The organism is Chromobacterium alkanivorans, assembly GCF_016937655.1.
GTDB classification, from domain to species: Bacteria; Pseudomonadota; Gammaproteobacteria; order Burkholderiales; family Chromobacteriaceae; genus Chromobacterium; species Chromobacterium alkanivorans.
The window spans coordinates 121,034-144,711 of sequence record NZ_JAFHKL010000006.1; the positions used below are offsets into that span (position 1 = coordinate 121,034).

32 protein-coding genes are annotated in these 23,678 nt (G+C 62.9%); 26 read left to right on the forward strand and 6 right to left on the reverse strand.

The annotated features are described in order from the left end of the window. Nucleotides 1-4: 4 nt before the first annotated feature. The 6 genes from JW897_RS12165 to JW897_RS12190 all read right to left on the reverse strand — a co-directional run bounded on the left by JW897_RS12165 (nucleotide 5) and on the right by JW897_RS12190 (nucleotide 3,825). A complete protein-coding gene (locus tag JW897_RS12165) occupies nucleotides 5-373 on the reverse strand; it encodes a hypothetical protein (RefSeq protein WP_205466292.1) in 369 nt (122 codons plus the stop codon). Nucleotides 374-496: 123 nt separating this feature from the next. Beyond that, nucleotides 497-811 (reverse strand): hypothetical protein, encoded by a 315-nt coding sequence (locus JW897_RS12170; protein WP_205466293.1) that lies wholly within the window; start codon nucleotides 809-811, stop codon nucleotides 497-499. 692 nt (nucleotides 812-1,503) lie between these two features. Beyond that, nucleotides 1,504-2,049, reverse strand: a complete 546-nt coding sequence (locus tag JW897_RS12175; RefSeq protein ID WP_205466294.1) for a hypothetical protein — start codon at nucleotides 2,047-2,049, stop codon at nucleotides 1,504-1,506. Then, entirely contained in the window at nucleotides 2,046-2,816 is a 771-nt protein-coding gene (locus JW897_RS12180) for a hypothetical protein (RefSeq protein ID WP_205466295.1), read from the reverse strand. Before JW897_RS12180 ends, JW897_RS12175 begins: the two co-directional genes overlap by 4 nt. Nucleotides 2,817-2,818: 2 nt before the next feature. After that, a complete protein-coding gene (locus JW897_RS12185) occupies nucleotides 2,819-3,208 on the reverse strand; it encodes a hypothetical protein (RefSeq protein WP_205466296.1) in 390 nt (129 codons plus the stop codon). Between the two features lie 62 nt (nucleotides 3,209-3,270). Further along, on the reverse strand, nucleotides 3,271-3,825 hold the full coding sequence (locus JW897_RS12190; RefSeq protein ID WP_205466297.1) for a helix-turn-helix domain-containing protein: 555 nt from the start codon (nucleotides 3,823-3,825) through the stop codon (nucleotides 3,271-3,273). Nucleotide 3,826: 1 nt separating this feature from the next. On the opposite strand from JW897_RS12190, the gene JW897_RS12195 reads away from it, so the two are divergent. The 26 genes from JW897_RS12195 to JW897_RS12315 all read left to right on the forward strand — a co-directional run bounded on the left by JW897_RS12195 (nucleotide 3,827) and on the right by JW897_RS12315 (nucleotide 23,676). Next, nucleotides 3,827-4,087, forward strand: coding sequence for a helix-turn-helix domain-containing protein (locus tag JW897_RS12195; RefSeq protein ID WP_205466298.1), 261 nt, complete (start codon nucleotides 3,827-3,829; stop codon nucleotides 4,085-4,087). Nucleotides 4,088-4,168: 81 nt separating this feature from the next. Further along, nucleotides 4,169-4,741 carry a hypothetical protein gene (locus JW897_RS12200; RefSeq protein WP_205466299.1) on the forward strand — a complete coding sequence of 191 codons (573 nt, stop codon included), beginning with the start codon at nucleotides 4,169-4,171 and terminating at the stop codon, nucleotides 4,739-4,741. Nucleotides 4,742-5,172: 431 nt separating this feature from the next. Then, nucleotides 5,173-6,060: a hypothetical protein gene (locus JW897_RS12205; protein ID WP_205466300.1), complete on the forward strand. Its 888-nt coding sequence runs from the start codon at nucleotides 5,173-5,175 to the stop codon at nucleotides 6,058-6,060. Next, the gene (locus JW897_RS12210; RefSeq protein WP_205466301.1) at nucleotides 6,057-6,752 is read left to right on the forward strand and encodes a hypothetical protein; all 696 of its coding nucleotides are present in this window, start codon (nucleotides 6,057-6,059) and stop codon (nucleotides 6,750-6,752) included. Before JW897_RS12205 ends, JW897_RS12210 begins: the two co-directional genes overlap by 4 nt. An 83-nt stretch (nucleotides 6,753-6,835) precedes the next feature. Beyond that, on the forward strand, nucleotides 6,836-7,369 hold the full coding sequence (locus JW897_RS12215; protein ID WP_205466302.1) for a hypothetical protein: 534 nt from the start codon (nucleotides 6,836-6,838) through the stop codon (nucleotides 7,367-7,369). A gap of 180 nt (nucleotides 7,370-7,549) precedes the next feature. Beyond that, entirely contained in the window at nucleotides 7,550-7,975 is a 426-nt protein-coding gene (locus JW897_RS12220) for an HNH endonuclease (RefSeq protein WP_205466303.1), read from the forward strand. A 120-nt stretch (nucleotides 7,976-8,095) separates the two neighbouring features. Next, a complete protein-coding gene (locus tag JW897_RS12225) occupies nucleotides 8,096-8,605 on the forward strand; it encodes a P27 family phage terminase small subunit (protein ID WP_205466304.1) in 510 nt (169 codons plus the stop codon). Between the two features lie 50 nt (nucleotides 8,606-8,655). Beyond that, complete coding sequence (locus JW897_RS12230) at nucleotides 8,656-10,311, forward strand: terminase large subunit (RefSeq protein WP_338030567.1); 1,656 nt, start codon at nucleotides 8,656-8,658, stop codon at nucleotides 10,309-10,311. Beyond that, nucleotides 10,311-11,600, forward strand: coding sequence for a phage portal protein (locus tag JW897_RS12235; RefSeq protein WP_205466305.1), 1,290 nt, complete (start codon nucleotides 10,311-10,313; stop codon nucleotides 11,598-11,600). The genes JW897_RS12230 and JW897_RS12235 overlap by 1 nt, the downstream gene beginning before the upstream one ends. Beyond that, nucleotides 11,521-12,285 (forward strand): head maturation protease, ClpP-related, encoded by a 765-nt coding sequence (locus JW897_RS12240; protein WP_205466306.1) that lies wholly within the window; start codon nucleotides 11,521-11,523, stop codon nucleotides 12,283-12,285. The genes JW897_RS12235 and JW897_RS12240 overlap by 80 nt, the downstream gene beginning before the upstream one ends. 69 nt (nucleotides 12,286-12,354) lie before the next feature. Then, complete coding sequence (locus JW897_RS12245; protein WP_205466307.1) at nucleotides 12,355-13,557, forward strand: phage major capsid protein; 1,203 nt, start codon at nucleotides 12,355-12,357, stop codon at nucleotides 13,555-13,557. Nucleotides 13,558-13,695: 138 nt separating this feature from the next. Then, nucleotides 13,696-13,917: a hypothetical protein gene (locus JW897_RS12250; protein ID WP_205466308.1), complete on the forward strand. Its 222-nt coding sequence runs from the start codon at nucleotides 13,696-13,698 to the stop codon at nucleotides 13,915-13,917. A gap of 51 nt (nucleotides 13,918-13,968) precedes the next feature. Further along, complete coding sequence (locus JW897_RS12255) at nucleotides 13,969-14,520, forward strand: head-tail connector protein (RefSeq protein WP_205466309.1); 552 nt, start codon at nucleotides 13,969-13,971, stop codon at nucleotides 14,518-14,520. Further along, the gene (locus JW897_RS12260; RefSeq protein ID WP_205466310.1) at nucleotides 14,517-14,852 is read left to right on the forward strand and encodes a head-tail adaptor protein; all 336 of its coding nucleotides are present in this window, start codon (nucleotides 14,517-14,519) and stop codon (nucleotides 14,850-14,852) included. The genes JW897_RS12255 and JW897_RS12260 overlap by 4 nt, the downstream gene beginning before the upstream one ends. Next, nucleotides 14,845-15,360, forward strand: coding sequence for a hypothetical protein (locus tag JW897_RS12265; RefSeq protein ID WP_205466311.1), 516 nt, complete (start codon nucleotides 14,845-14,847; stop codon nucleotides 15,358-15,360). Before JW897_RS12260 ends, JW897_RS12265 begins: the two co-directional genes overlap by 8 nt. A 67-nt stretch (nucleotides 15,361-15,427) precedes the next feature. Continuing rightward, the gene (locus tag JW897_RS12270; RefSeq protein ID WP_205466312.1) at nucleotides 15,428-15,751 is read left to right on the forward strand and encodes a DUF4429 domain-containing protein; all 324 of its coding nucleotides are present in this window, start codon (nucleotides 15,428-15,430) and stop codon (nucleotides 15,749-15,751) included. Between the two features lie 59 nt (nucleotides 15,752-15,810). After that, nucleotides 15,811-16,389, forward strand: a complete 579-nt coding sequence (locus tag JW897_RS12275; RefSeq protein WP_205466313.1) for a phage tail terminator protein — start codon at nucleotides 15,811-15,813, stop codon at nucleotides 16,387-16,389. Between the two features lie 11 nt (nucleotides 16,390-16,400). Beyond that, nucleotides 16,401-16,571, forward strand: a complete 171-nt coding sequence (locus JW897_RS12280; RefSeq protein ID WP_205466314.1) for a DUF2635 domain-containing protein — start codon at nucleotides 16,401-16,403, stop codon at nucleotides 16,569-16,571. Then, a complete protein-coding gene (locus JW897_RS12285) occupies nucleotides 16,568-18,052 on the forward strand; it encodes a phage tail sheath subtilisin-like domain-containing protein (protein WP_205466315.1) in 1,485 nt (494 codons plus the stop codon). Before JW897_RS12280 ends, JW897_RS12285 begins: the two co-directional genes overlap by 4 nt. Nucleotides 18,053-18,109: 57 nt before the next feature. Then, a complete protein-coding gene (locus JW897_RS12290; protein WP_205466316.1) occupies nucleotides 18,110-18,469 on the forward strand; it encodes a phage tail tube protein in 360 nt (119 codons plus the stop codon). Then, the gene (locus tag JW897_RS12295) at nucleotides 18,466-18,765 is read left to right on the forward strand and encodes a phage tail assembly protein (RefSeq protein ID WP_205466317.1); all 300 of its coding nucleotides are present in this window, start codon (nucleotides 18,466-18,468) and stop codon (nucleotides 18,763-18,765) included. Before JW897_RS12290 ends, JW897_RS12295 begins: the two co-directional genes overlap by 4 nt. Before the next feature lie 17 nt (nucleotides 18,766-18,782). Next, entirely contained in the window at nucleotides 18,783-18,905 is a 123-nt protein-coding gene (locus tag JW897_RS24530) for a hypothetical protein (RefSeq protein WP_275899868.1), read from the forward strand. Then, a complete protein-coding gene (locus JW897_RS12300; protein WP_205466318.1) occupies nucleotides 18,898-20,763 on the forward strand; it encodes a phage tail tape measure protein in 1,866 nt (621 codons plus the stop codon). Before JW897_RS24530 ends, JW897_RS12300 begins: the two co-directional genes overlap by 8 nt. A gap of 42 nt (nucleotides 20,764-20,805) precedes the next feature. Further along, nucleotides 20,806-21,999, forward strand: a complete 1,194-nt coding sequence (locus JW897_RS12305; RefSeq protein ID WP_205466319.1) for a DNA circularization protein — start codon at nucleotides 20,806-20,808, stop codon at nucleotides 21,997-21,999. Beyond that, nucleotides 21,992-23,125, forward strand: coding sequence for a phage baseplate assembly protein (locus JW897_RS12310; RefSeq protein ID WP_205466320.1), 1,134 nt, complete (start codon nucleotides 21,992-21,994; stop codon nucleotides 23,123-23,125). Before JW897_RS12305 ends, JW897_RS12310 begins: the two co-directional genes overlap by 8 nt. 8 nt (nucleotides 23,126-23,133) lie before the next feature. Then, a complete protein-coding gene (locus tag JW897_RS12315; protein ID WP_205466321.1) occupies nucleotides 23,134-23,676 on the forward strand; it encodes a phage baseplate assembly protein V in 543 nt (180 codons plus the stop codon). The last annotated feature ends 2 nt before the right edge of the window (nucleotides 23,677-23,678 follow it).

Consider the following 23,678-nt stretch of genomic DNA (forward strand, 5'->3'; position numbering starts at 1 on the left):
CTGGTTACCAGTTTGGGTTGCGGTCGCGTGATTGGCGATGATCGCCAGGCTTGCGGGTTGCGGTAGGTTGGTTGGGTGCTGCGGCCGGCGTGGGCGCGGCCGGTGGTTGGGTTTTGCTTGTTTCACTTGGCTTGCCTTTCTGTCGCTTGCGCTCGCGGCACAGGGCGTTGCGGAATTCGCTTTCGGTCATCGTGAGGCCGGCGCGGGCCAGCGCGGCGATGATGTCGGCGTGGCTGATGTCGTTGCGGATGCTGGCTTCGATGTCGGGCAACATCGTTCGGAAGCGTTCCGCCTTGGTGGTGGTGCGCGGCCGCGGGCTCAGGCTGTGTAGCGCGCTCCTGGCCTGTTCCTGCCATGCGCTGTCGTCGCTCATGGTCCGCGTATCTCCTGCTAATGGTTTGCTAATGCGTTGCTAATGGATTGCTAACGACCTGCTAATTAGCAATTAGGATTCAAGAAAAGCGGCACGGGGTTTCCGTGCCGCTTAGTGTGTTGGTCAGCTGTATTTGTCCTGGGCCCATTTGTCCCAGTCGAAGCTGCACTCGCATTTCGAGGCGTGGCCGATGATCTTTTTGCTGGCGTCGAGAGTGTCGAGGCGGGCAAGGCCGCAGGCCGGACAGGCCGGATAGCGCACCTCGATGATGGTGCCGGGCGGTAGTTCTTTGCACTTGAGAACGATGTCGGCGGAGTCTATGGACTCGTCCATGTCTCCGTCGGCGTGCGCGCGGAAGAGGTTTTTTACCTGGTCACAGTTAGGGCCGGCATAAATGTCTGCAACGACTTCTGCGCGCAAAACAGTGCGGTGATTCATGGGTTCTCCTGTTTGTTTGGCCGGTAACGCCATCCGGCTGCCTATTGGGGGCGGTTTCCCGCCTGGCTCGAACTGACGCCGTGACCAACGTCTGGCAGCGTCCTGATGCAGGGCGCTGCGGGCCGGTGGCCGGTTATTCCCGAATATCCCCGGGCGGGTTGGCTGATGCGTGGCGGCGCGGTGATGTGTGCGCGGCCGGGGCGTCGTGATCTGCGCTTGTGTCTGAATGACATCGCTGCGGCCTGCCTCTCGCAGGTGTGGCCGCAACGCACATGGGCGCTGCATCAGTTGGGTGTGACCCGTCGGTGCGGACGGGCTACGCATTCGTGGGTTGTTAAGGAGCAGAACCGTATTCGGTTCGTTATGGGCTGAATAATAACCGAATACGGATTGATGTCAAGCGAGTTGAACCACATGCGGTTTGGTGGCGTTGCGAAAATGGTTTGCTTGGCGGAGTGGGGCTATGCCGGTTGGTTGTTAGAATCGGGAGAGGGCCGCGATGGGGAGGTGCATTCGCGGTGTTTATGAGGTGCGCGTTTGGAGTGGGGCTGCGTGGTCCGTGGTTGGTGGACCGAGGGGTGGGCGTGTTGCCTTGGGGGTGGCTAGCGCATTATTGGTAATATTGCCATCCGTATGGATACGGATGGGAAATGTTGCATTTGTAATATATGTTATACGAATGAGAAAGTGCGTTACTTTTTTTGACCTTTTGCGCCGCGCGATGCCGGCGCGGCCCGTTGATCGTTCTCGGCGTGGTTGTTCGCCGCCGATTCAGAGGGTGCCACCGCGGGGGTGCTCCCGTCGTTAAACCGCTCAGCAAGTTGGCTGGGCGGTTTTTTTTTGAGCAGGATGCTTTGTGCCGGGCCGTGGCGCCACAGGCGGTCAAGGATTTGCGCGGGGTTGTCGCCGCGGCAGAACGGGATGGGTTCGCTGCTGATGCCTTCCGGTAATGGATTGCCGACGTGCAGTGCCATGGCGGTGGCGTCGAGCAGCTTGCCCAATTGCCAGGCAACTGTGTCGCCCCACAGCGCGGCGACCGTGGGCTGAATGTCGGCCAGATCGGGCAATTGGCGATAGTTGATTTGGTTGAGGGTGATTGCGACGCCGATCAGGATGCTTTCGCCGCCGGGCGCGCGCCAGTGTAGCCACTGGCCGGAGCCCGAGTAGGCGTGTTGACGTGCGCGGCTACCGAGGTTGGCCGCGCGCAAGCTGCGGATGATTTTGGCCGTCGATTTCATAGGCGGGTGGTGATCCAGTCGGGCGCGGCGCGCGCGTGCAGGAACTCGAACGCGGTGCGGCATTGTTTTTCTGTTTTTAACATGGCGGCCCACCAGCGGGCTATCTCCGGCCAGGCCGTGCGCAGAATGTCGGCATGTCCGGCCGCCGCCTGTTGTATTGCGTGTCTCTGGCTGGCGGTGGCGACGCCGCCCCAAGCGATGTGCAAGCGCTTGTTGTAGAACGGGGTGTTTACGTTCTCGCGCAGCAGTTTGGGGGTCCAGTATTCGCCGCCAAGCGAATCGGCGAAGTCGATGGCGATGAACTCGCCGCGGCCGGTGCTGATCAGGTTGCCGGCATTGCCGTCAATCTCCCATATCCATTCCGCCATGGCGATGCAGGCGGCGGTGGAATGCCACATTGCCAGTTCGTCTGTCCAGATGTCCGCCGAGCGGGCGGCGATGGGCTGGCCGGGTACATGCTGCACGGCCAGGCATGGCCATTCGTTGCTCTTGCCCCAGCGTGCACTTGGAAACAGCGCATTCAGTTCTTCGCTGGTCAGGATGATTACCCAGATTTTGGGGGCGGTTTCAATGCCGGCGCCCCGATGCAGCATCCAGCCGGCCAGCTCGTTAGCCAGGCCGTGGCTGTCGCGCGGGAACGCCTTGATGTGCGCACATACCTCGTTGTCGTATTCGTCCAGGATTAAACATGCTCGATGGTGGGAGGCTGTGGCGGTCTGCTGTGAAAGTGGGGCGAGTAGGCTTCCGGTATCCAGCAGGGTAATCACGTTTAGCGGGGTGGTGTAAGGGCTTCGAGCAGCTGCGCGAGTATATCTGCGATGGCCGGGTCTGGCGAGGTGTTCAGGTACTGACATGCGGCTGTGATGAGTGGGTGTTCCGGCAGCTTATCGGCGTGCGGGGTGGATAACCAGCCCATGGTTAGTCCTAATGTGTGTTCGATGTGCGTGGCCATTCTGGTGCTTATGGCGCGGCTGTTTGGGGTGGGCCAGGCGAGCCAGCGGCTGACCTGTGACTGGTCGCGTTCGATGCGGTGCGCGAGCGCTGCCACGCCGCCGGCCTGGTCGGCGAGGCGGCGGAGGTTGTCGCGTCGTATCTCGTGCGGGCTCATGCCGTGATTGTCTCCATCCTTGCTGGGCGCAGGAATGACCGGTGCGGTCATCTGCGGTCATCAGATGGTCACGGCGTTTGATTTGATGCGACTGGCGTGTGCCAGCCGCATTTTTACGTCGATTTGGGTTTGCCGGCGAGCTGTCGGAGCGAATTGGCGGCGCTTGGGGTGTCGTCGGTGATTGCATCGCCAGTTGGTGGGCCTGGCAAAGAGCGCAGTAGGCCAATGAGATTCTTGACGGCATTCGGCGGCAAGCTGCCTCTCAGGTTGGCGTCCTTGGCTGCTTCGATCAGGGGTAATAGCCAGTCCGGCAGGGGTTCGGAAGCCAGGCTGAATGCGCTTGCCTTATCCGTATCCGATTTCGGATTGAACAGGTTTTCGTCAATTAGCTGACTGGCAGAGATGCCGAACTTCCCCGCGATGGTGTCAACGGTCTCGATGCTGGCTGCTGATTCCTGGTTGCGGACGCGGTTGATCGTGCCAAGGCCAAGGCCAGTGGCCGCCGCCAACTTGTTGTTGGTGGCGTATTTGTGTGAACTCGCCATGAGCAGCGCGAGGTTGTTGGCGAGGACGCCTCTAATCTTGCTATCCATATCTGGATTGTCATCGAATTTGCAAACCGTTTGAGGTTCGGTTAATCTAACCGTATTCGGTTCAGTGAGATTCACGATGACATATCCTCTCTATCAGACGGTGCTGCAATACCTCGATTCTTCCCGTGGGAGATGGCCGGAAGTTGCCGATGGTAGCGGGGTGCCCGTATCCACGATTCGTAAGATTGCGCAGCGCAAGAGCCTGGACCCCGGTGTTCGGACCGTCGAGGCGCTGGCTGCGTACTTCAAGATTTCCTACCTGGTGCCGCTTGGTGCGGTCTCGTCGTGTGTTTCTTTTGAATCTGATTTGGTTTCCTCGGACGCCGGACAGCCTTGACCGGCGCTGTTTGCCTAGTGCTTGCCGGCACGGGCGTTTTTTATTTGTGCTGTCACTGTAGAGGGCAGCGTGGAGGTTTGCATGCGCAAGAGTTCGCACAAAACCGTGATCGGTGTGGTTCGGGATTATCTGGACCAGTGGCGCCGGGAGCGCGGCCTGTCGCTGCAGGCGGCGGCCGGCGAAATCGTCGAGCACTATTTCGCCAGTGGGATGAGCAAGGTATGGCCGGTGGATTTTCACACTGGCGGCGATGCCTATGCGGCGATCAAGGCCAACAGCGAGCGCATCTGGCGCTGGCTGGATGATCAGACCAAGGACACCACGCTGCTGCCGGCCAACATGCTGCCGGTGGTGATGGGGGTGCTGCCGTTCAATCTGCGCATGATGTGCGTTAACGAGCTGTTGGGGCCGATCGGCCTGTCGGTGAGCATCCGCCAGGGCGTGTTGCCGGCGGTAACGCACGCCCAGGTGCTGGCGGTATCGGCAAAAGAGTCTGGCGAGGCCATTGCCGCACTGGCGGGGCTGGCGGATGGCTGGACGCCGCAGGAGCTGGCCGCAGTGCGCGCCGAACTGCAGGAGGCGACGGCCGCGTACAAGGCCGCGCTGACGTTTGTCGATTCGTTGGCTGATGCGGAGAGCGATCATGCCGCTTGATCCGGTGCAGCAGGTGCTGCAGCGCAAGGCATACCGGGTGCGCAAAGCGCATCCGTCCGACCGGCCCGCAGAGGGGCGCGCGTTGCTGAAGTTGTTACTTCGCCATCTGGAGTCCAAATGTGAGCGTGCTATGGCGGCAGGAGAGCGGCGCCCCGGAACGTGATGCGGATTTCTTGGCATCGTTGGCCGCCATGGATTGGGTCGAGCGGCAGCGCTTCGAGGAGCGGCGGTTATTGAGGCTGTACGGCATGGAATATCTGCGGGCCGTGGAGCGGTGCTTGCAAACGCGTGGGCTGTCTCTGGCGTCCCCGATTGTAGAGCGTCGGCCCTGGCGGCGGTAATGCCGTAGCGGTTGGTGGTGCCCTGCGTTATGACGCGGGCGGGATTCGTGCGTGCTGTGCGAACGGTGCAATGCAATAGGAGGTAATGGCATGAGTTCGGGTTTTGTGTTGTCGAGCGACGAAATGGAAGCGCTCTCCGGCGTGCCCGATCAGGATTTTAGGATGTACGTCCTGATGCGGTACTGGATGAACTATGCGACCGGGCTGGTCGGCGATCCGCGCGATCGGCTGGTGAGCTATCGTCGCCTTCGTGAGCATATGGAGGTGGTGCCGGAGCGCGGCTCGAAGATGGCCCCGGCGAAGCGCACGGACGACGCCCTGCGGGCATCGGTGGCGCGCCTGGTGCGCCGCGGGCTGCTGAAGGCTGCGGGGGAGACGTTCTCGTTTTGCTATCGGCTGCCTATGGCATTAGTGCGTCCAAATGAGGAACCCCGCATGAACCACGCGTGTGAACCCCGCATGAATCCCGCAGAAAATCCCTTTGAGTTTCAACGTGCTGAGGCGTTTTCGTGCCAAGGCGAACCCCGCGCCGGCCAAGGCGATGAACCCCAGCCATCTGTATATCTGTCTGATAGAGATGAGATGGTCGCGGGCGCGCGGGAGGATGCTGTCGGTGAGGTGGCTCCGACTGACGCTGGTGGTGTTGCTGGCGTGGGATTGTCTGCAACAGGGCAGGTCGCCGACTTCCGCCGGCTGCTTGGCGACGACGGGCTGCCGAGCAGCAATGTGATCAAGGCTTGCAGCCGGGTGGCTGAGGTGAAGCGGCAGCGCGAGGTGTCCACGGCGGAAATGCAGGCGGCAATCGCCGATGCGCGGTTGCGTTCTGCCGGCAATGTGGCGGGCTACGCCGCGGCGATCATCGCCAATGGTTCGCTGCTGGCGCCGCCGCCCGGCGCCAAGGTGGTTTCGATTGCGCGCCGCCAGCCGTCCGGGCTGGATGGTGTGTTCTCGGTGCTGGAAGAGGCGTTCGGGTCATGAACCGCCAGCGGGTGGTGCAGATCGAGGCGGCTGGTGCGGCGCGTGGCGTCGACCCGTTCCAGCAGCTGGCGGCGTACGTGCTGGGTCGCCTGACCGGGATGTGGCCGGACAAGATCACCAAATGCCTGCCGGATAGCAAGCTGGTTAGGCTGTTCACGCAGGAGCTGGAGGCGGCGCTGGCGCAGCGCCGGATTGGCCGGGATCTGGTGGACGCGGGGCTGGAGCAAATCCGGGCGGAATGCGACTGGCCGCCGGTGGAGGTGCCGAAGCTGCTGCGGTATTTCTCGCCGGTGCGGGACTACCAGGCGGCGTTCGAGGAGGCACAGCGCCTGAGCTGGGAATGCGAGTATGGCAATCCGGTGCCGCCGCAGGCGTGGAGCCATCCAGCGGTGTATTGGGCGGCCGAGCGGTTCGGGTGGTTTGAGGCGCGCAATGCGTCATGGGACCAGGCGCGGAAACGGTGGGTGGTGGTGCTGGATGAGGTGTTGACGTGGGGGCATTGGCCGGACGCCATGGCGAGGTTGCCGGACGCTGGAGGCTTGCGGACCGAGGGTGCACACTTGTCGGCGATGGCAAAAGCGCGGGAGCTACTGACGGGCGCGGCTGATCGTCGGGATCAGGTGACGTCGGCGCGCATCCGGGATATGCAGGAGCGTGGGCTGTGGCGCCGGGATGACGGCGTGGTCACCTGATGGCGTCTGATAGAATGCGAAACGAGCTGGCCCAGTAGAGGCTGGCCGCGAGGAAAACGGTTCAAGGCGGACATAGGAGATGTGTGAACCAGAATGATGTGACGATTTACGGCCTGAGCGATTCGGATGTGGTATCTGCGGTGGCGAAGGCGATGGAAGTACTCTCGGCAGACGGCGCCAAGGCGCTGGATTATTCGGCGGACGGCAAGGGTTGGTCCGATCTGACCGGCAATGACAATCTGGCGGCACTGTCGTTGTGGGAAGCGGTGATCCGACTGCCGGCCGAGCAGCACTTGGCGTTGATGTGGAAGGTGTTGCGGGATAATCCGCGCATGGGTGAGGCAACGCTGGATGACCTGACGTGTTTTGTTGCGCATCACATCACCGATGGCAACAAGTTTGGACGCGAGGGGTTGCGTTACTGGGTGCGGCACTGGGCGCGCCGCGATGGTTCCAGCCGGGAGGCGGCCATGTTGTACGGGCAGGCTCATGTGTCTCACCAGAGGTATTACCGGGAACGGGTGTGCCCGTGCCTGGATGGTTGGTTCGTGGCGGCCAAGGGTGCGCTGGAGTCGTTGGTGGCGCAGCTGTATCAGAATTTTTTGGAGGCTGCTTGACAGGGTAAAAATGTTCCAATAAAGTTCGGTCTGCAGTTACCCATATTGCGTCCAGAAAAGCCCAAGGTCAAAAAGCCTTGGGCTTTTTGCATTGTGGTGGCTGGCGGTTCTCCTCTATCTCTCCTCTTGTTTGGTGCCCTGGTCCTGTGATCGGGGCGTCGCCTTTTATGGGTCTGCAACATGCCGAAAGCTGCTCCGAGTCCGTGCCGTCATCGCGGCTGCAAGGTACTGGTGCGCGATGGGTCCGGTCTGTGTGATCAGCACCGCAAGCAGGTGCAGAAGGAGGCGGACGAAAAGCGCGGCAGTGCTACCAGTCGTGGTTACGACAGCAAGTGGCGCCGGGCGCGTGAGAGTTATCTGCGTGAGCATCCCCTTTGTGCCGAATGTCGCCGGCGCGGTTTCGTCGAAGCCGCCACGGTGGTGGATCATGTCGTCCCGCACAAGGGCGACCCGAAGTTGTTCTGGTCCCGGTCGAACTGGCAGCCACTGTGCAAGCCGTGCCATGACCGCAAGACGGCGACCGAGGACGGCGGCTTTGGCAACCCGCGCCGCGGGGGAGGGGGTGGGTCAAAGTCTGCGGCCAAACCTCCGCGACCAAGCGCCTAGCTTCGAAAATTTATGGTGCCCCTTTTTGAACTAGGGGGGGGGTTAAAAATAGACGGCCTCTGCCGCGTTAATTGACGCGTCGGGGGCTTTTTTGATGGGCAAAGGCCCCCGGAGCGAGCCATGAGCGATACAAGGCCGCCGTTTACGGTGATTCACGGTGGTACTGTGCCGCCATCCCAAAACGGGGTTGATAAGCAAACCGATATCAAGTCCCCGCCGCCGCCTCCGGGCTGCGATCTCTCGCCGCGTGAGCGCAAGGTGTGGGACTACATCTGCAAGAACCTCTCGGCCGCCGGGCTTGAGCATCTCACTTGCGGGCTGACCATCAGCGTCATCTGCCGAACCTACGTCCGGTGGATCGACGCCGAGCGGAAGCTGGCCGAGGTCGAGGAAAAGAACGGCGGCACCTACTTTGTCAGCACGCCCAACGGCTACGAGCAGCCGCACCAGGCGTTCCACGTTGCCCGCAACTTGAAAGGGGAGCTGCTCAAATGGTTGCCGGAATCGTGCTTGACTCTGCCGTCGGTGGTGACGGCCAAGGCCAAGCTGCCGGATCTGACGCCGCAGGACGACCTGTTCGACAGCGCCGTAAATCACGCAAGAGGCCACCCGTCAGCCGCCTCAGGCTGATCCCGCCTGAAGATCAATGGCAGGAGTGGGATGTTCGATACGGCATCCCGGTGCTCAAGGGGGAAATCGTCGTTGGCCAGCTGACCATGCTGTCTGTCGAACGTCACTACCGGGATCTGCAAACCGCGCACAAGCGCGGTTTCTATTTTTCGCCGGCGCACGCCTGGCATTGCATTGATTTCGTGCAGGGCTGGTTCGTGCATACCACCGGCCCGCTCGGCGGCAAGCCTATTGTGCTGGATGGCTGGCAGCTGTTTTGGACGGCCGTGCTGATCGGCTGGCGCGAGGTCGGCTCCAACTTGCGTCGCTTCCGTACTGGTTACGAAGAGGTGGCCCGCAAGAACGGGAAGAGCACCTGGATGGCGCCGATTGGCACCTATCTCTGGATGATGGACGGCGAAGAGGGCGCGCAGGTTTACACCATTGCGACCACTCGCGCCCAGGCTATGCCGGTGTTCAAGCCCGCCTTTGCCAACGTTAAGCGTTGGGTGCGCAAGTCCCCGCGGCTTGCCAAGTCCATCAAGATTTTTGAAGGCGCCAACCAGGAAAAGATGGTGCTGTTTGGCGAGTTCGGCGAGTCCGTTTATGAGCCGCTGGCCGCCAACGCCGAAAGCCTGGACGGCAAAAACCCGTACGTCGTGCTGGTCGATGAGCTGCACGCCCACAAAACCCGCGAGGTGTGGGACGTCATGAAATCCGCGCTCGGTGCGCGGCTGCATCCGCTCATCAACGCCATTACCACGGCGGGTTTCATTCTTGACGGCATCTGCGTCGAGATCCGCACGTACCTGGTCAAGGTGCTACGCGGCGAAGTCGTCGACGACCGCATGTTCGGTGTCATTTACACCATCGACGAAGGCGACGACCCCTACAGCCCCGACGTGTGGCCCAAGGCAAACCCCTCGCTGGGGAGTGCCAAAACCTACACCTACATGCAGGAGCAGGCCAGCCAGGCCAAGGTGCTGCCGTCCGCTCGCGCGGGCTTTCTGACCAAAGACCTCAACGTCTTCGTCGGCGACGCATTGTCGTGGTTCGACATGACCGTGTGGGACAAGGGCGGCAAGACGTTCGACCGCGACATGCTCAAGGGGCGGCGCTGTTTCGGTGGTCTCGATCTGGCGTCCACGCGTGACATCACCGCCTTCGTGCTGCTGTTTCCGCCGCCGGATGGCGACGAGGACGGCGACTGGTACGTGTTGGTCTGGTGCTGGGTGCCGGAGGCCAAGCTGCAAGGCGATCAGGACGCCGGTTCTGATTACAAGGCTTGGTCGAAGAAGGGCTGGCTCACCGTTACCGAGGGCGATGTGACCGATTACGACCCGGTGAAGGAGGTGATCGAGCAGGCCGTGCAGGACTACGACGTGCAGGAGATTGCCTTCGATACCTGGAACAGCACGCACCTGGCCAACCAGCTGCTGGAAAACGACGTGCCGATGGTGAAGCTGCCGCAGAACTTCGGCGGCCTGTCGCCTGGCGCCAAGCACATCGAGCGGCTGGTTTACAGCAAGCGGCTACGCCATGCGGCTAACCCTTTGCTGCGCTGGTGCGCCGGCAACGTCACGTTGCTGATCGACAGCAACGAAAACATCAAGCCGGACAAAAAGCGCAGCCAGGGGCGAATCGACCCGGTTGTCGCCACATGCATGGCCGCAACGCGCGCCATGGTCCACATGGAGCCTGAAGAAGATCACCTGGAGATTATTTGATGAACCTACTGCAGCGCCTATTTGGCGGTGGTCAGCCTGCCGCGCCGCCGGAGCGTGTCGAGCCGACTGTGCAAAACCTTGGTGGGGAGTCGCTGGGCGATGTGTTGACTGCGGGTCTGTCCGGTGTGGTGGTCAACGAAACCACTGCCATGCGACAAGGCGCGGTCTACGCCTGTGTCCAGCTGCTGGCGGGCATCCTCACCACGCTGCCGCTGCACTTTTACAGCCGAGAAGGCGGCGTAAGAAAGCGTGTTGACCACGACTACTGGTGGCTTTTCAACGAGTCCGCCACCAACGAATACACTGCCGCCGCCATGTGGGAATACGGTATGGAGTCCCGTTTGCTGGATGGCGACATGCTGTGCTGGCTGGTGCGCGACAGGCGCGGCAAGGTTGTCGGTGTTCAGCCGATGGACCCGCGGCGCGTAAACGTCAAGCGCATGGACGGTGGTTGGCGCATGTACACCTGGTGGCGGCCCGACGGCACGGTAAAGGCGCTGCATGAAGACGATGTGTTGCATGTCTCTGGCCTTGGGTTTGATGGGCTGCGCAGCTTATCTCCCATCCGCCATCACGCGGGGCGCTCGGTTATCGGGCTGGCGCTGGCGCAAGACGAGTTTGGCGAGCGCTCGCTGGGGCAGGGTAATCACGCCGATGTGCTGCTGTCCACGCCGGCCAAGCTCAGCTCTGACCAGAAGGATGAGCTGCGGACCGAAATCGAAACCCGCTACAACGGGCTGGCCAACACGCGGCGCCCCATGGTGTTGTCCGGTGATTTCAAACTGGAGCGGCTCAAGCTCTCGCCGGTAGACGTCCAGTTGCTGGAAGCTCGCCAGTTCAGTGTGGTCGAGATTGCCCGCATCTTCGGTGTGTTGCCCCACATGATCGGAGCCACCGACAAGGTCACTAGCTGGGGAAGCGGCATCGAATCCATGACGCTCGGTTTCATTAAGTTCACCCTCAAGCGTCACTTGCAGGCGATCCAGCAGGAGATTAACCGCAAGCTGTTCCCGCGCGATGCCGGCCTTTTCTGTGAGTTTGAGCTGGACGCCCTTCAGGAGGGGGACGGCAAGTCTCAGGGTGAGTACTTCGGCAAGGCGCTGGGTGGGCCTGGCTCGCAAGGCTGGATGACGGTCAACGAAGTGCGCCGCCGCAAGAATCTGCCACCTGTGCCGGGTGGCGACATTATCTACTACGCAGGAGCCAGCAATGCCGATTCACAACCTGCTGATCCGTCCGAAGAACCGGGCGGCGCCGGCCAAGATCAGGGCGGAAGCCCAGCAGAATGAAGCCACGCTGTGGCTGTACGACGCCATCGACGACTGGTGGGGTGTCAACGCAGGCGATTTCGCCAAGGAGATCGCGGCGCTGGCGGTCGATACCATCCACCTGCGCATCAACAGTCCGGGGGGTGATGTGTTCGGCGCGCGCGCCATTGTGGCCGCCTTGCGAGGCAGCGGTGCCAAGGTTGTCGCGTACGTAGACGGCCTGGCTGCCAGTGCGGCCACCTTCATCGCAGCCAACTGCGATGAGGTGCATATGGCCGATGGTGCGTTTTTCATGATTCATCAGGCCAGCACCATGACCTGGGGGAACAGTGCCGATCTGCGCGAAACGGCCAACCTGCTGGACAAGGTCGACAACACCATTGTCAGTGACTACGTCCGCAAGACCGGCCAGGCCGAACAGCAGGTGCGCGACTGGATGGCCGCAGAAACCTGGTTTACGGCGGAGGAGGCCAAGCAATACGGCTTTGTCGATCTGATCGTCACCGGCCAGAAGGTGGATAACAGCGCCTGGGACTTTACCGGTTGCCGCAACGCGCCCAAGGCGTTGTTGCTGCCCGATAGCCAGCCACCGGCGGCGCCGCCCGTCGCTAACCAACAACCTGAGCCGCAGGAAGATGCGGCCAGCCTTGAGGCGGCGCGTGCTCATGCCGAGCGCGTGCTTGCCTGCATCCAATTGGGTAGCTGACGGGTTTCCCCGAACTACCGCAACAAACAGCCCGCCCAGTGCGGGCTTTTTTCGTTAATGGAGACCCTGATGTCTATCCAAGCTTTGCGCGCCAAGCGCGTTGAAATCGCAAACAAGATGCAGGCCCTGGTGAAGAAAGAGGGCGCATGGACGGCTGAGCGTCAGGCTGAGTTCCAGGCCATGAACGCCGAAGTCGAGCAAATCGACAACCAGATCAAGGCCATCGAGCAGACCCTGGCTATTGCCGAGGGCATGGCGGCCAACGATCAAAACACCGCCCGTTTCCACAATGTTTCGGTGGAAAACGCGGCTGAGTTGCGCCGCGAGGTGCTGGTGGCCTATCTGCGCGATGGCCGTGCCGGTGTCGAAGCGCTGGCGCAGGCCGGCCGCATCCAGAACGCCCAGACGGTCGGCTCGAATACCGGCGGTGGCTACACCGTGCAGCGGGAAATGTGGGGCAGCATCGTGGCCGCCATGAGGCAGTTCGGCGGCATGCGCGAAGTGGCGCAAGTCATTACCACCGGTAACGGCAACCCGCTGGACTTCGTTACGACCGACGCTACCTCTGAAGAGGGCCAACTGCTGGGCGAAAACACCACGGTCCCGACTGGCGATACTACCTTCGGCCTGGCGACGATGGGTGCCTACAAATTCTCCAGCAAGGTGATTGCCGTCTCGCTGGAGCTGCTGCAGGACAGCGAGTTCGATATCGAAGCCTACATCACCGAACTGCTGGGGCTGCGCCTGGGGCGCGTCGCCAACCGTTACTTTACTGTCGGCACCGGCTCCAGTGAGCCGCAGGGTATCGTCACCGCGGCCGGCGCTGGCAAGGTGGGTACTACCGGTCAAACCACTGGCATCATCTATGACGACCTGGTGGACTTGGAGCACAGCGTGGACCCGATCTATCGCGGCAATGCACGTTGGATGTTCCACGACAACACGCTGAAGAAGCTGAAGCAGCTGAAGGACACCACCAACCGTCCGATCTGGCTGCCGGGCCTGACCGAAACGGCACCGGATAGCATCCTGGGTTACGGCTACCAGGTGAACCAGCATATGGCCACCATGGCGGCCAATGCCAAGTCGATGCTGTTTGGCGACTTCAAGAAGTACCTGATTCGTGACGTGCTGGGTGCGATCCTGTATCGCAACACCGACTCCAAGTACAACGAGCAGGGTCTGGTCGGCTTCCATTCCATCATGCGTTCTGACGGCAAGATGGTGGATGTCGGCGGTGCCATCAAGTACTACCAGAACTCGGCGACCTAATCGCTACGGCGGCCCCGCAAGGGGCTGTCGGCATGTTCTGTGCGCTGAAAGGAATTCCTGATGATCAGGCGGCGAATCCGGCTGATGCCACATATTCCTCCGGCACATCTTGGTTACCCAAAATTCAGTGGAGAAAACATGGCAACTGCAAAACTTACTCGCGCCCGTGTGCTGGGCGCTTTCGTGCTGTCCGGCGTGGATCTGCGGCCCAATGACGTCGTGTCGGTGGATGAAAAGACTCTGAAGGCGCACCCCGCTGAGCTCGATCCGACGCCGGAAGCGGTAGAGGCCGCACTGGTTTCTGGCGGCAAGGAGGTGTCGCTGGAGGCCAAGGCCGAAGACGAATCGACTGACAAGTAACCCGCCAACCCGACAAGCCCGCCGCGTGCGGGCTTTCTTGTGAGGTGCACCATGCAAGAAAAGCTGATCACCCCGCAGGCTGCGGCCGACATCGTCCCGCTGGCGCAGATTAAGCAACAGTGCCGCGTCGATGCCGACATTACCGACGACGACGCGCTGCTCACCAGCTACACGCTGGCTGCGGTAGAGGCGTGCCAGCACAAGATGGGCCGGCCTATCCTGCCGCAGACGTGGGAGCGCGAGTTCGACGACCCGGCGCTGCAGCTGCCGCTGCGCTGTGATGTCACCTCTGTGGTCAAGGTGACTGCGGTGACAGGCTCCGCCGAGATCGACCTGGCGGCGCAAAGCTGGCGGCTGGCCAAGGGCTGCAAGCTGGTCGCGATGGGGATCTGGCCGTATGGCTCCCTGCTGGTGCGTGTGCGCTTCGCCTGTGGTGCCTGGCCCGACGCGGCCGGCGTGCCGGAGCCGATCAAGCTGTGGATCATGCAGCGCGTGGCCACGGCCTACGCCAACCGCGAAGCGCTGGCCGAGGACGGCCGGCTTATCGAGCTGCCGCGCGACTTTGTCGATGGCTTACTGGACCCGTACCGGAGCTATCGATGAAGTGGCGTATCGCGGCAGGTGACTTGAAAGCGCCTGTCCGGCTGCGTCTCAGTCAGCAGCTGCCCGGTCTGGACATGTCCACCCTGCCGGAAACGGTGAGCGAGATCCCGACCAGGGCACGAATTGATGCGGTGGGCGGTTCGGTTTACCTGGGCTCTGTGCAGGTAGGCGAGGCCGTGACCCATTTCGTCTATGTCCGCACCCGCAAGAACATCAGCGCCGAATGGGAGGTGGTGCGCGGTTCGGTGGTTTACCGGGTGCGCCGCGCGGCGCCGCTGAACGATCAGCCGGAATTCATGCGGCTGGATTGCGAGGAGTTGCGCAATGGCTGACACGCTGTCGATGCACATCACGGGCTTTGATGAATTCGATAAGGTCGACTTCGACAAGTCCAAGGTGCGCGCAGGCTTTCGCCAGGCGGGCAAGATCGTCACCGGCCGGGCTCAGATGCTGCTTGCGCTGGGCAAGGGGCAGGATGGTTACCCGACCAACCGCACCGGCGCTCTGCTGCATGCCATCAGTTTCAAGGTGAGCCGTTCCGGTTTCATGGTGCGGGTGATGCCGAACATGCCGGAGGGTTCCAAAGAGTACTACCCGGCCTATCTGCATTACGGCGTGCGTCAGGGGGCGCGCGTCACCAAGCTGGCTCCGGGGCAGGGGCTTGGCCGCAGTAATCGCCGGGCGCGAGGTGCCCGCGGCGAGGCGCTGGCGGCACGCAAGCTCACTGGCTGGCGCATTGCGCCGCGTGACAACTACATCGTGGATGCGCTGCAGGATTCTGCCCAAGAGGTGGAGGGCGTGCTGGCCGCTGCTCTTGGTCGCGCCTTGCGGCCAAAATAGCCGGTGGGTGGACGATGCTGTTTGATTGAAATAGCATCCGGGTCACCGTATCTAACCGGAGAAATGTATGAAGGCAAGTGGCATCAATGGTCAGCTGGAGCTGTCCGGCGATTTGCTGCTGATCAAACGCGAGGGAATCCTCGCCAAGGCGGCGTTTTTCGGCAAGGGTGAGAAAGCGGTCAAGGTCGATGCGCTCTCCAGTGTCGAATTCAAGAAGGCGGGCTGGTTGAGCCGTGGATTCATCCACTTTGTTTTCTCAGGTAGCAAGACGCTGGATGGCAATGTCGATGCGGCCAGCAAAAACGAGAATGCCGTCATCTTCAGCAAAAAACAGCAGATCGACTTCGAGGCGCTGCATGGTGAGCTGCTGCAGCGGATGAGTCGCCAATAGGTCAATTCTGCGTCATTAACCCAACCCCGCCCCGGCGGGGTTTTTTGTTGCCTGTCGCCATGAAAATTACCCCGATCATTGCCCAGCTGCGCAGCTACTGTCCGTCCTTTGCTGGCCGGGTGGCGGGGGCGCTGGAGCTGGCTGCGTTGCTGGATGACAACGTGCCGCTGATGGCGCTGCCTTCAGCTTACGTCGTGCCGACGCGGGAAGACCCGCAGACGCCGACCACGACGGCGCCCTACATGCAGGACTTGGAAGAAAAGTTCGACGTGGTGGTGGCGCTGGCGCCCAGCGATGAGCGCGGCCAGTCCGTGGCCGACCGCCTGCACGACCTGCGGGCCGAGCTGTGGCTGGCGCTGCTCGGCTGGTCGCCGCCGGGGTGTGACCCGGTGGAGTACGACGGCGGCGCGTTGCTGCTGCTCAACCGGGCACGGGTGGTGTGGCGCTTCGGGTTCACATCGATGTCCGTGATTGGTGGCGTTCGAGCCGCTGGCGAGCCACCGGCTACCTGGCATGACGTGGAGCGGGACGGCTTGGCCGATCTGCTGCGCGTGCACGTCGATGTCGATAACGGCCCTACGCCGGATGGCCAGATCGAGCATCGGCTGCAGATCACCTTGCCGGCCGCTTCAACCTGAAGGATTGATCCATGTATCTGAAACCGACTGACGGGCGGTCCGTACCGGACCCCGCCCGGGGCGACGTGTTGCCCGCTTCCGGGCGCGAAGTGCCCGAAACCCAGTATTGGCTGCGCCGCCTCGCGGATGGCGACGTGCAGAAGGCCAAGCCGCCAACCCTCAAGAAAGGTGATCAGGAATGACCGTTCCGTTCAACACCATTCCCAGCGACATGCGCGTGCCGCTGTTCTACGCGGAAATGGACAACAGCGCGGCCAACACCGCGACGGCCGACAAGCGAACGCTGCTGCTTGGCCAGAAACTGGTGGCCGGCGGCGCGCTGACCGGCGTGCCGCAGCTGCTGAACAACATCGCTACCGTGTGGACACTGTTCGGCCGTGGCTCGATGTTGGCTAACATGTACGAGCGCTACATCCAGTCCGACCCGCTGGCCACCATCTGGGGCATGGCGGTGGCTGATCCGGCCGGCGCCGCTGCCACTGGCACCGTCACCCTGGGCGGTGCGGTCACCGCGGCCGGCACGCTGGCGGTGTATATCGACGGCCAGCGTGTGCAGGCGGCCGTGGGTGCGGCGGATACCGTGGCGGCGGTGGCGACGGCGCTGGCCGGCGCCATCACTGCCAATGCCGATCTGCCGGTGACGGCGGCGGCTGTGGCCGGCGTGGTCACCCTGACCGCGCGCTGGACCGGGCTGACGGGTAACGGCATCCCGGCGGTGGCCAACTACTACGGCCTGGCGGGCGGCGAGGCGCTGCCGGCTGGCCTGACCTGCGCCATCGTCGATATGGCCGGCGGCGCGGGCGCGCCCGATCTGGCGCCGGCGATCACCGGCATGGGCGACGAAGAATACGACTTCATCGTCAGTCCGTATACCGACACGGCCGCGCTGAATGCGCTGAAGCTGGAAATGGGCGACAGTGCCGGCCGCTGGAGCTACCTGCGCCAGATTTACGGCCATGTCTACAGCGCGGCTCGCGGCAGCATGGCCACGCTGGTGACGCTGGGTTCTGCCCGCAACGACCAGCACTGCACCATCGCTGGCTATGAGATGGACGTGCAGGCGGCGCCGTGGGGTTTTGCCGCGGCCTATGCCGCCCGCAACGCGGTGTATCTGAAGGCTGACCCGTCCCGGCCGACGCAAAGCGGCGCGCTGGAAGGCATTCTGCCGGCGCGTGCCGGCAAGCGCTTCGCCATTTCCGAGCGCAAGACCCTGCTGAACAACGGCATTGCCACCAGCTACACCGCTGCCGATACCGTGCGGGTTGAGCGTGCCATCACCACCTACCAGAAGAATGCCTGGGGCAGCCCGGACAACAGCTACCTGGACAGCGAAACGCTGCACCTGTCGGCGGCCGTGCTGCGTCGCCTCAAGGGCGTGGTGACCAGCAAGTACGGTCGCCACAAGCTGGCCAATGACGGCACGCGCTTCGGCGCTGGTGCGCCGATCGTGACGCCGGCCATCTTCCGTGCCGAGCTGGTCAGCGAGTACGCAAAGATGGAAAAGCTGGGCTGGGTGGAAAACGCCAAACAGTTTGCGGCCAATCTGATCGTGGAGCGTAACGCCGACGATCCGAACCGCCTGGACGTGCTGTATCCGCCGGACTACATCAACGGCTTGCGTGTGGTGGCGCTGCTCAACCAGTTCCGCCTGCAGTACAACTAAGCCACAACCCCATGACAGCCCGCCCCGTGCGGGCTGTTGTCATTTCAGGAGCAGCCCATGAGCGGCAAAAAAGTAGCTGGCACCTGCTACGTGAAAGTCGACGGCGATCAGGTGGCCGTCACCGGTGGCGTCGAGGCGCCGCTGACCGATGTCGAGCGCGAGGCGTTCAAGACCAGTGCCGGCGTCCACTACAGCGAGACGGATGTCATCCCGTACGTGAAGGTGGAATGTGTGGTGCCGAAAGACTTCCCGCGTGAAGCCATCACCAAGAACGACGACCTGACCGTCACGGTCGAGTTTGCCAACGGCAATGTCTACGTGCTGTCGGGTGGCTTCCTGGTGAACCCGGCGGCGCTGAAGGGTGACGACGGCAAGGTGGAACTGGAATTCAATGGTGAGAAAGGTATCTGGCAATGAGCGAAGTTCGTATCCCGCTGAGTGCGCCGATTAAGGCGCATGGCGAAGAAATCACCGAGCTGGTACTGCGTAAGCCGGTCCCGGCCGAGGCGCGAGCCATTGGCGTGTTTCCCTATAGCTTGGGTGAAGGCAACGTCCCGACGATCAACATCCCCGCCGCGTGCCAGTACATCAGCAAGTGCGGCGGCATCCCGCCCACTTCGGTGGATCAGCTGGATATTGCCGATCTCAATACGGCTTGCTGGGCGGTGGCGGGTTTTTTCTTGAGTCCGGGCTCGCCGACCTCGGACAACTGAACGTCCTGCTGTTCGACGTGGCGGCCTGGTGGCAGGTCGACCCGTTCGCCCTGGCCGAGCGCGGCCTCGATCAGTTGATTGAGGCGCGCGATCACGCGCAGCGCATCAACAAGCTCAGGCAGGAGGCCAACGATGGCTGACAAGTTTCAGCTCAAGGCGCTGATTACCGGTGTCGATAAGCTGTCGCCCACGCTGGATGGCATCCGCAAGAACGTCGCCAAACTGCGCAAGAACCTGCGCCAGTCCGGTATGGCCGAGATCGACTTCGGCAAGGTGGCGGCCGTGACGGCACCGCTGGTGGGTGCGGCCAAGGCGGCTATCGATTTCGAGTCGGCCATGGCCGACGTGCGCAAGGTGGTGGATTTCGACACGCCGCAGCAGTTTGCGGACATGAACAACGAAATCCGCCAGATGGCGCTGCAGCTGCCCATGGCGGCCAAGGAAATCGCGGCCATCTATGCGCAGGGTGGTTCTGCCGGTGTGGCGCGCGGCGAGCTGAAAGCCTTTGCTCAGGACGCCGTCAAAATGGGGGTGGCCTTCGGGTTCACTGCGGAACAATCTGGCGAGCAGATGGCGGCTTGGCGTGCCGCCATGGGGCTGACGCAAGACCAGGTGCGCGGCCTGGCCGATCAGATCAACTACCTGGACGCCAAGGGCAACAGCTCGGCCAAGAATGTGGCCGAGGTGGTGACCCGGGTAGGGTCAATCGGCAAGGTGGCGGGCCTGTCGTCCAGCACCATCGCCGCGCTGTCCGCGACCATGGATGCCGTGAAGGTGCCGACCGACGTTGCGGCCACCGGCATCAAGAACTTTGTGCTGGCCTTGACGCAGGGCACGGCGGCGTCCAAGTCGCAGAAAGAAACGCTCAAGGCGCTGCGGCTGGATGCCAGCAAGGTCGCCAAGGCGATGCAGATGGATTCCAAGGGCACGGTGCTGGATGTGCTCAACCGCATCAAGTCGGTGGACCCGGCCAAACAGGCGGCGGTGCTGTCCGAACTATTCGGCAAGGAAAGCATCGAGGCGATCGCGCCGTTCATCTCCAATCTGGATTTGCTGAAAACCAACCTTAAGCTGGTAGGGGATGCCACGGGCTACGCCGGTTCTATGTCCAAGGAATTCGACGTGCGTGCGGCCACCACGGCCAACAGCCTGCAACTGTTTTGGAACCGCGTCACCGATGTCGGCATTGCCGTCGGCAACGTGTTGTTGCCGCCGCTCAACGAGTTCATGGCGATGGCGGGGCCGATGGTCACCAGCCTGTCGAACATGGCGGCGGCCAATCCCTGGTTGATTAAGGGGCTGCTGGGTGCTGGTGCGGCCATGCTGGGGATGAGGCTGGCGGCCATGGCGGTGGTTGGGGCGCTGAACCTGTTCAACGCGGTGGCCAGTCTGTCGCCGTTGGGCATTGCCGTGCGTGTCATGGTGCTGGCCGCGGGCTTCCTGCTTTCGAACTGGGGGCAGGTGGGGCCGTTTTTCTCGCGGCTGTGGGATGGCATCAAGCGTGTGGTGTCCACCGGAGTGGAGTTCATCAAGACCTATCTGGGCTGGACGCCGCTGGGGGTGGTACTGAACAACTGGGAGCCGATCAAGGCGTTTTTCGGGGCGTTGTGGGATGGCTTGAAGGTGGTGTTCGACGCCGGATGGCAATTCATCAAGTGGGGTTTTGAAAACTTCACCCCGCTGGGGCTGATCATCAAAAACTGGGAGCCTATCGTGGCCTTCTTCAAAGGCATGTGGGAGCGGGTCAAGCCCTACATCGAGCCCATGATCAGCGCGGCGAAGTGGGCGGGCGGTGCCGTTTCGGGCATGGTCGGCCAGAGTCTGAACGCCGGCACCAGCATCATCAAGGGGGCGACCCAGCAGGCCAAGGCCGAGCTGACGGTGAACATCGGCAATGCGCCACCTGGTACACGTGTCGAGCAGCCGGCCACCACCAACACCAAGCTGACGGTGAACCAGAACAACGGCCGCCGATCGCTGGCGCCGACCAGCCAATAACCCAACCCGCTCCGGCGGGTTTTTTTATGACCGGAGGGTGCCATGAGTTGGATGGATCAGCTGCGGGATGCCTCGTTCAAGGGCGTGCCGATCAAGTGGATCTCGATGGAAGGCGAAAACGGCCGCCGCGTGGCCGAGCATGAATTCCCGCAGCGCGATAAGCCCTGGGTGGAAGACATGGGGCGCGCCACGCGGCCGTACCGCTTCATGGCGGTGTGCTGTGGCGAGGACTGGCTGCAGCAGCTCAACACGCTGCTGACCGTGCTGGAGGAGCCGGGCGCCGGCGAGCTGGTGCACCCGCTGTTCGGGCGGATCACGGTGTACGCCAAGCCGGCGCGCTGGTCGCTGAATCTGGATGCAGGCGGGCGGGTGGATATCCCGCTGGAGTTCATAGAAAACGGCGACCTGCTGTTCCCGGTGCCGCTGGCCAGCACGGCGGCGCCGCTGCAAAGCGCCAGCGACGACATGCTGACGGGCGCGCAGTCCATGGCCGAGCAGGCGCTGGCGGCGCTGGATCTGGCGCGCGCGGTGGTTGGCGATGTGGTTTCGGCGGTGATGTCGGCGATCAAGGGCGTGAGCAACGCGGTGGAGGCGGTGCTGGACTACTTCGACAGTTGGCAGTCGCTGGTGAATACCGTGCTCACGCTGCCGGCCACGGCCGTGGGCAAGATCCTCAGCATTCTGGAGTCGGTGGATCGGGCATTCGACCGCTACGGCGACCTGACCCGCTGGGGCATCAACCAAAGCCGCGCCATGCGCGTGCTGCGGGCGCGCAGCAAGGCGCTGAGCAAGCGCAACGGCGGGACGGTGTCCACCAAGGTGGCGGGCGTGCTGGTTGGCCTGATGGCCGCCGGCGTGGCGGCCAATACCCTGCAGGCGGTTGCCGCGCTGCCGACCAGCCGCCCCGCCGATGGCGGCAACCTGCCGGTGGCGGCCGATGTGTCCAGCCTGCGGCAGGACTTGTCGGGCTCGCTGTGGGCCATGGCGGATGGCGCCGAGTATGAGCAGGCGGCGTATCTGCTGGTGGTGCAGCGTGCGGCCGTGGCGCACCTCAACCAGGTGGAGGCCATCGGCTTGCAGCTGCAGACCTTCACGCCGCCGGCCGTCATGCCGGCGCTGGTGCTGGCCTACCGGGCGCAGGGCGACGCCTCGCTGGCGGATGAACTGCTGAGCCGTAACAACATCGTGCATCCGCTGTTTGTGCCGGTGCAGGAATTACAGGTGACCTATGACTGATGCCGGAACGGCGGCACTTGATCCGGCGACCCGGGTCAGCCTGACGGTGGGGGGTAATGCGTGGGAGGGCTGGACCAGCGTGGATGTCACCGCCAGCCTGGACGAGCAGTGCCGGTCCTTCCAGATCGGCATTGCCAGGCTGGGGCCGGGCGGCATCGATCAGGTGCCGATCCAGCACGGCGACCGTTGCCAACTGCGCATCGGGCAAGACCTGGTGGTGACCGGCTACGTGTTCGCCACGCCCAAGGCGCATGACCCGCAGAGCACGGCCTTCGGCATTGCCGGCCGCAGCCTGACGGCCGACCTGGTGGACTGCGCCGCCATCAACAAGCCGCCGCAGTTCAAGCAGCGCTCCATGCGGGCGATTGCCACGGCGCTGGCGGCGCCCTATGGCATCACGGTGCTGAGCCAGGTGGGCGACGGAGAGGTGGTGGCAGATCACACCATCCAGCCAGGCGAAACGGTTTTCGAGAGCGTAGACCGGTTGCTGAAGATTGGCCGCCTGCTGTCCACCGACGATGCAGAGGGCCGGCTGGTGCTGGCTTCGCCAGGGAGTGCCGGCCGCGCGACCGACCCGATTGAGGTGGGCCGCAACGCCAAGGCAGGCGACTGCAGCTTTGATTTCAGCGAATGCTTCAGCGAATACCGCGTGATCGGCCAGCACGCCACCGGCAACCACCGCCACGGCGCGGCGGCCAACGAGGTGGCCGGCACGGCAACGGACAGCCGCATCGCCCGCAAGCGGGTCAAGGTCATCACCGAGAGCGGCAACCTGACGCCGGCCATGGCCACGACCCGTGCGCAGTGGGAGCGCGATCACCGTATCGGCAAGGCGCTGACTACCAACTACGAGGTGGCCGGTTGGCGCCAGAGCGACGGCCGGCTGTGGCAGCTCAACCAGATCGTGCGCGTGATCGACCCGATTCTGGGCTTTGACCGCGACATGCTGATCGTGTCCTGCAACTACCGGCTGGACGATGGCGGTTCGGTGGTGCGCATGGTGGTGGCGCCGCCGGAGGGCTATCAGCCCGAGCCGCCCGACCCGGAAAAGCGCAAGAAAAACCGCAAGAAAAAGGGCGACAAGTTCGAGTACCTGTTGCCGTCTGACTGGGAGCCCAACACATGAGAGAGGCCATGCAACGCCTGTTCGGCCTCATTGGCCGCGGGCGAGTGACGCGCGCCAACCCGGCACCGGCCATGCAGCAGGTGCAGCTGATGCTGACGGCGGACGAGCTGAAGGACGGTATGGAGCACGCCGAGCCGTTCGGCTTTACCGCCTGCCCGGAGCCCGGTGCGGAGGCGCTGGCGTTGTTCCTGGGTGGCGACCGCAGCAACGGGGTGGTGATCAGTGTCAGCGATCGCCGCTACCGCGTGCGCGGGCTCCAGCCCGGGGAATCAGCGGCCTACAACTCGGCCGGCCACACCATCGTGCTGTACCAGGATCGCATCGAGATCACCGCGCCGCGCATCGTGCTGAAGGGGGCGGATGAGGTGGTGGCCGATACGCCGCTATTTCGTGCCACCGGCCGCATCGAGGCCGCGCTCGACATCATCGACAACACCAATGGCGGCGGTAGTTCGTTGGCCGCGGTGCGCGATGCCCACAACGACCACACCCACATCGAGCACAACGGCACGGCCAACGGCCCGACCGATCCGCCCAACCTGCAGGTCTGACC

Bases quoted from the DNA above. Each gene is read 5' to 3' on its own strand.
- JW897_RS12205 (WP_205466300.1), top strand. From the start codon at position 5,173: ATGAGTTCGGGTTTTGTGTTGTCGAGCGACGAAATGGAAGCGCTCTCC.
- JW897_RS12290 (WP_205466316.1), top strand. From the start codon at position 18,110: ATGAGCGGCAAAAAAGTAGCTGGCACCTGCTACGTGAAAGTCGACGGC.
- JW897_RS12175 (WP_205466294.1), bottom strand. From the start codon at position 2,049: ATGAAATCGACGGCCAAAATCATCCGCAGCTTGCGCGCGGCCAACCTC.
- JW897_RS12300 (WP_205466318.1), top strand. From the start codon at position 18,898: ATGGCTGACAAGTTTCAGCTCAAGGCGCTGATTACCGGTGTCGATAAG.
- JW897_RS12170 (WP_205466293.1), bottom strand. From the start codon at position 811: ATGAATCACCGCACTGTTTTGCGCGCAGAAGTCGTTGCAGACATTTAT.
- JW897_RS12245 (WP_205466307.1), top strand. From the start codon at position 12,355: ATGTCTATCCAAGCTTTGCGCGCCAAGCGCGTTGAAATCGCAAACAAG.
- JW897_RS12235 (WP_205466305.1), top strand. From the start codon at position 10,311: ATGAACCTACTGCAGCGCCTATTTGGCGGTGGTCAGCCTGCCGCGCCG.
- JW897_RS12250 (WP_205466308.1), top strand. From the start codon at position 13,696: ATGGCAACTGCAAAACTTACTCGCGCCCGTGTGCTGGGCGCTTTCGTG.
- JW897_RS12310 (WP_205466320.1), top strand. From the start codon at position 21,992: ATGACTGATGCCGGAACGGCGGCACTTGATCCGGCGACCCGGGTCAGC.
- JW897_RS12195 (WP_205466298.1), top strand. From the start codon at position 3,827: ATGACATATCCTCTCTATCAGACGGTGCTGCAATACCTCGATTCTTCC.
- JW897_RS12240 (WP_205466306.1), top strand. From the start codon at position 11,521: ATGCCGATTCACAACCTGCTGATCCGTCCGAAGAACCGGGCGGCGCCG.
- JW897_RS12210 (WP_205466301.1), top strand. From the start codon at position 6,057: ATGAACCGCCAGCGGGTGGTGCAGATCGAGGCGGCTGGTGCGGCGCGT.
- JW897_RS12315 (WP_205466321.1), top strand. From the start codon at position 23,134: ATGCAACGCCTGTTCGGCCTCATTGGCCGCGGGCGAGTGACGCGCGCC.
- JW897_RS12265 (WP_205466311.1), top strand. From the start codon at position 14,845: ATGGCTGACACGCTGTCGATGCACATCACGGGCTTTGATGAATTCGAT.
- JW897_RS12225 (WP_205466304.1), top strand. From the start codon at position 8,096: ATGAGCGATACAAGGCCGCCGTTTACGGTGATTCACGGTGGTACTGTG.
- JW897_RS12285 (WP_205466315.1), top strand. From the start codon at position 16,568: ATGACCGTTCCGTTCAACACCATTCCCAGCGACATGCGCGTGCCGCTG.
- JW897_RS12295 (WP_205466317.1), top strand. From the start codon at position 18,466: ATGAGCGAAGTTCGTATCCCGCTGAGTGCGCCGATTAAGGCGCATGGC.
- JW897_RS12275 (WP_205466313.1), top strand. From the start codon at position 15,811: ATGAAAATTACCCCGATCATTGCCCAGCTGCGCAGCTACTGTCCGTCC.
- JW897_RS12200 (WP_205466299.1), top strand. From the start codon at position 4,169: ATGCGCAAGAGTTCGCACAAAACCGTGATCGGTGTGGTTCGGGATTAT.
- JW897_RS12305 (WP_205466319.1), top strand. From the start codon at position 20,806: ATGAGTTGGATGGATCAGCTGCGGGATGCCTCGTTCAAGGGCGTGCCG.
- JW897_RS12220 (WP_205466303.1), top strand. From the start codon at position 7,550: ATGCCGAAAGCTGCTCCGAGTCCGTGCCGTCATCGCGGCTGCAAGGTA.
- JW897_RS12165 (WP_205466292.1), bottom strand. From the start codon at position 373: ATGAGCGACGACAGCGCATGGCAGGAACAGGCCAGGAGCGCGCTACAC.
- JW897_RS12270 (WP_205466312.1), top strand. From the start codon at position 15,428: ATGAAGGCAAGTGGCATCAATGGTCAGCTGGAGCTGTCCGGCGATTTG.
- JW897_RS12255 (WP_205466309.1), top strand. From the start codon at position 13,969: ATGCAAGAAAAGCTGATCACCCCGCAGGCTGCGGCCGACATCGTCCCG.
- JW897_RS12260 (WP_205466310.1), top strand. From the start codon at position 14,517: ATGAAGTGGCGTATCGCGGCAGGTGACTTGAAAGCGCCTGTCCGGCTG.
- JW897_RS12185 (WP_205466296.1), bottom strand. From the start codon at position 3,208: ATGACCGCACCGGTCATTCCTGCGCCCAGCAAGGATGGAGACAATCAC.
- JW897_RS12280 (WP_205466314.1), top strand. From the start codon at position 16,401: ATGTATCTGAAACCGACTGACGGGCGGTCCGTACCGGACCCCGCCCGG.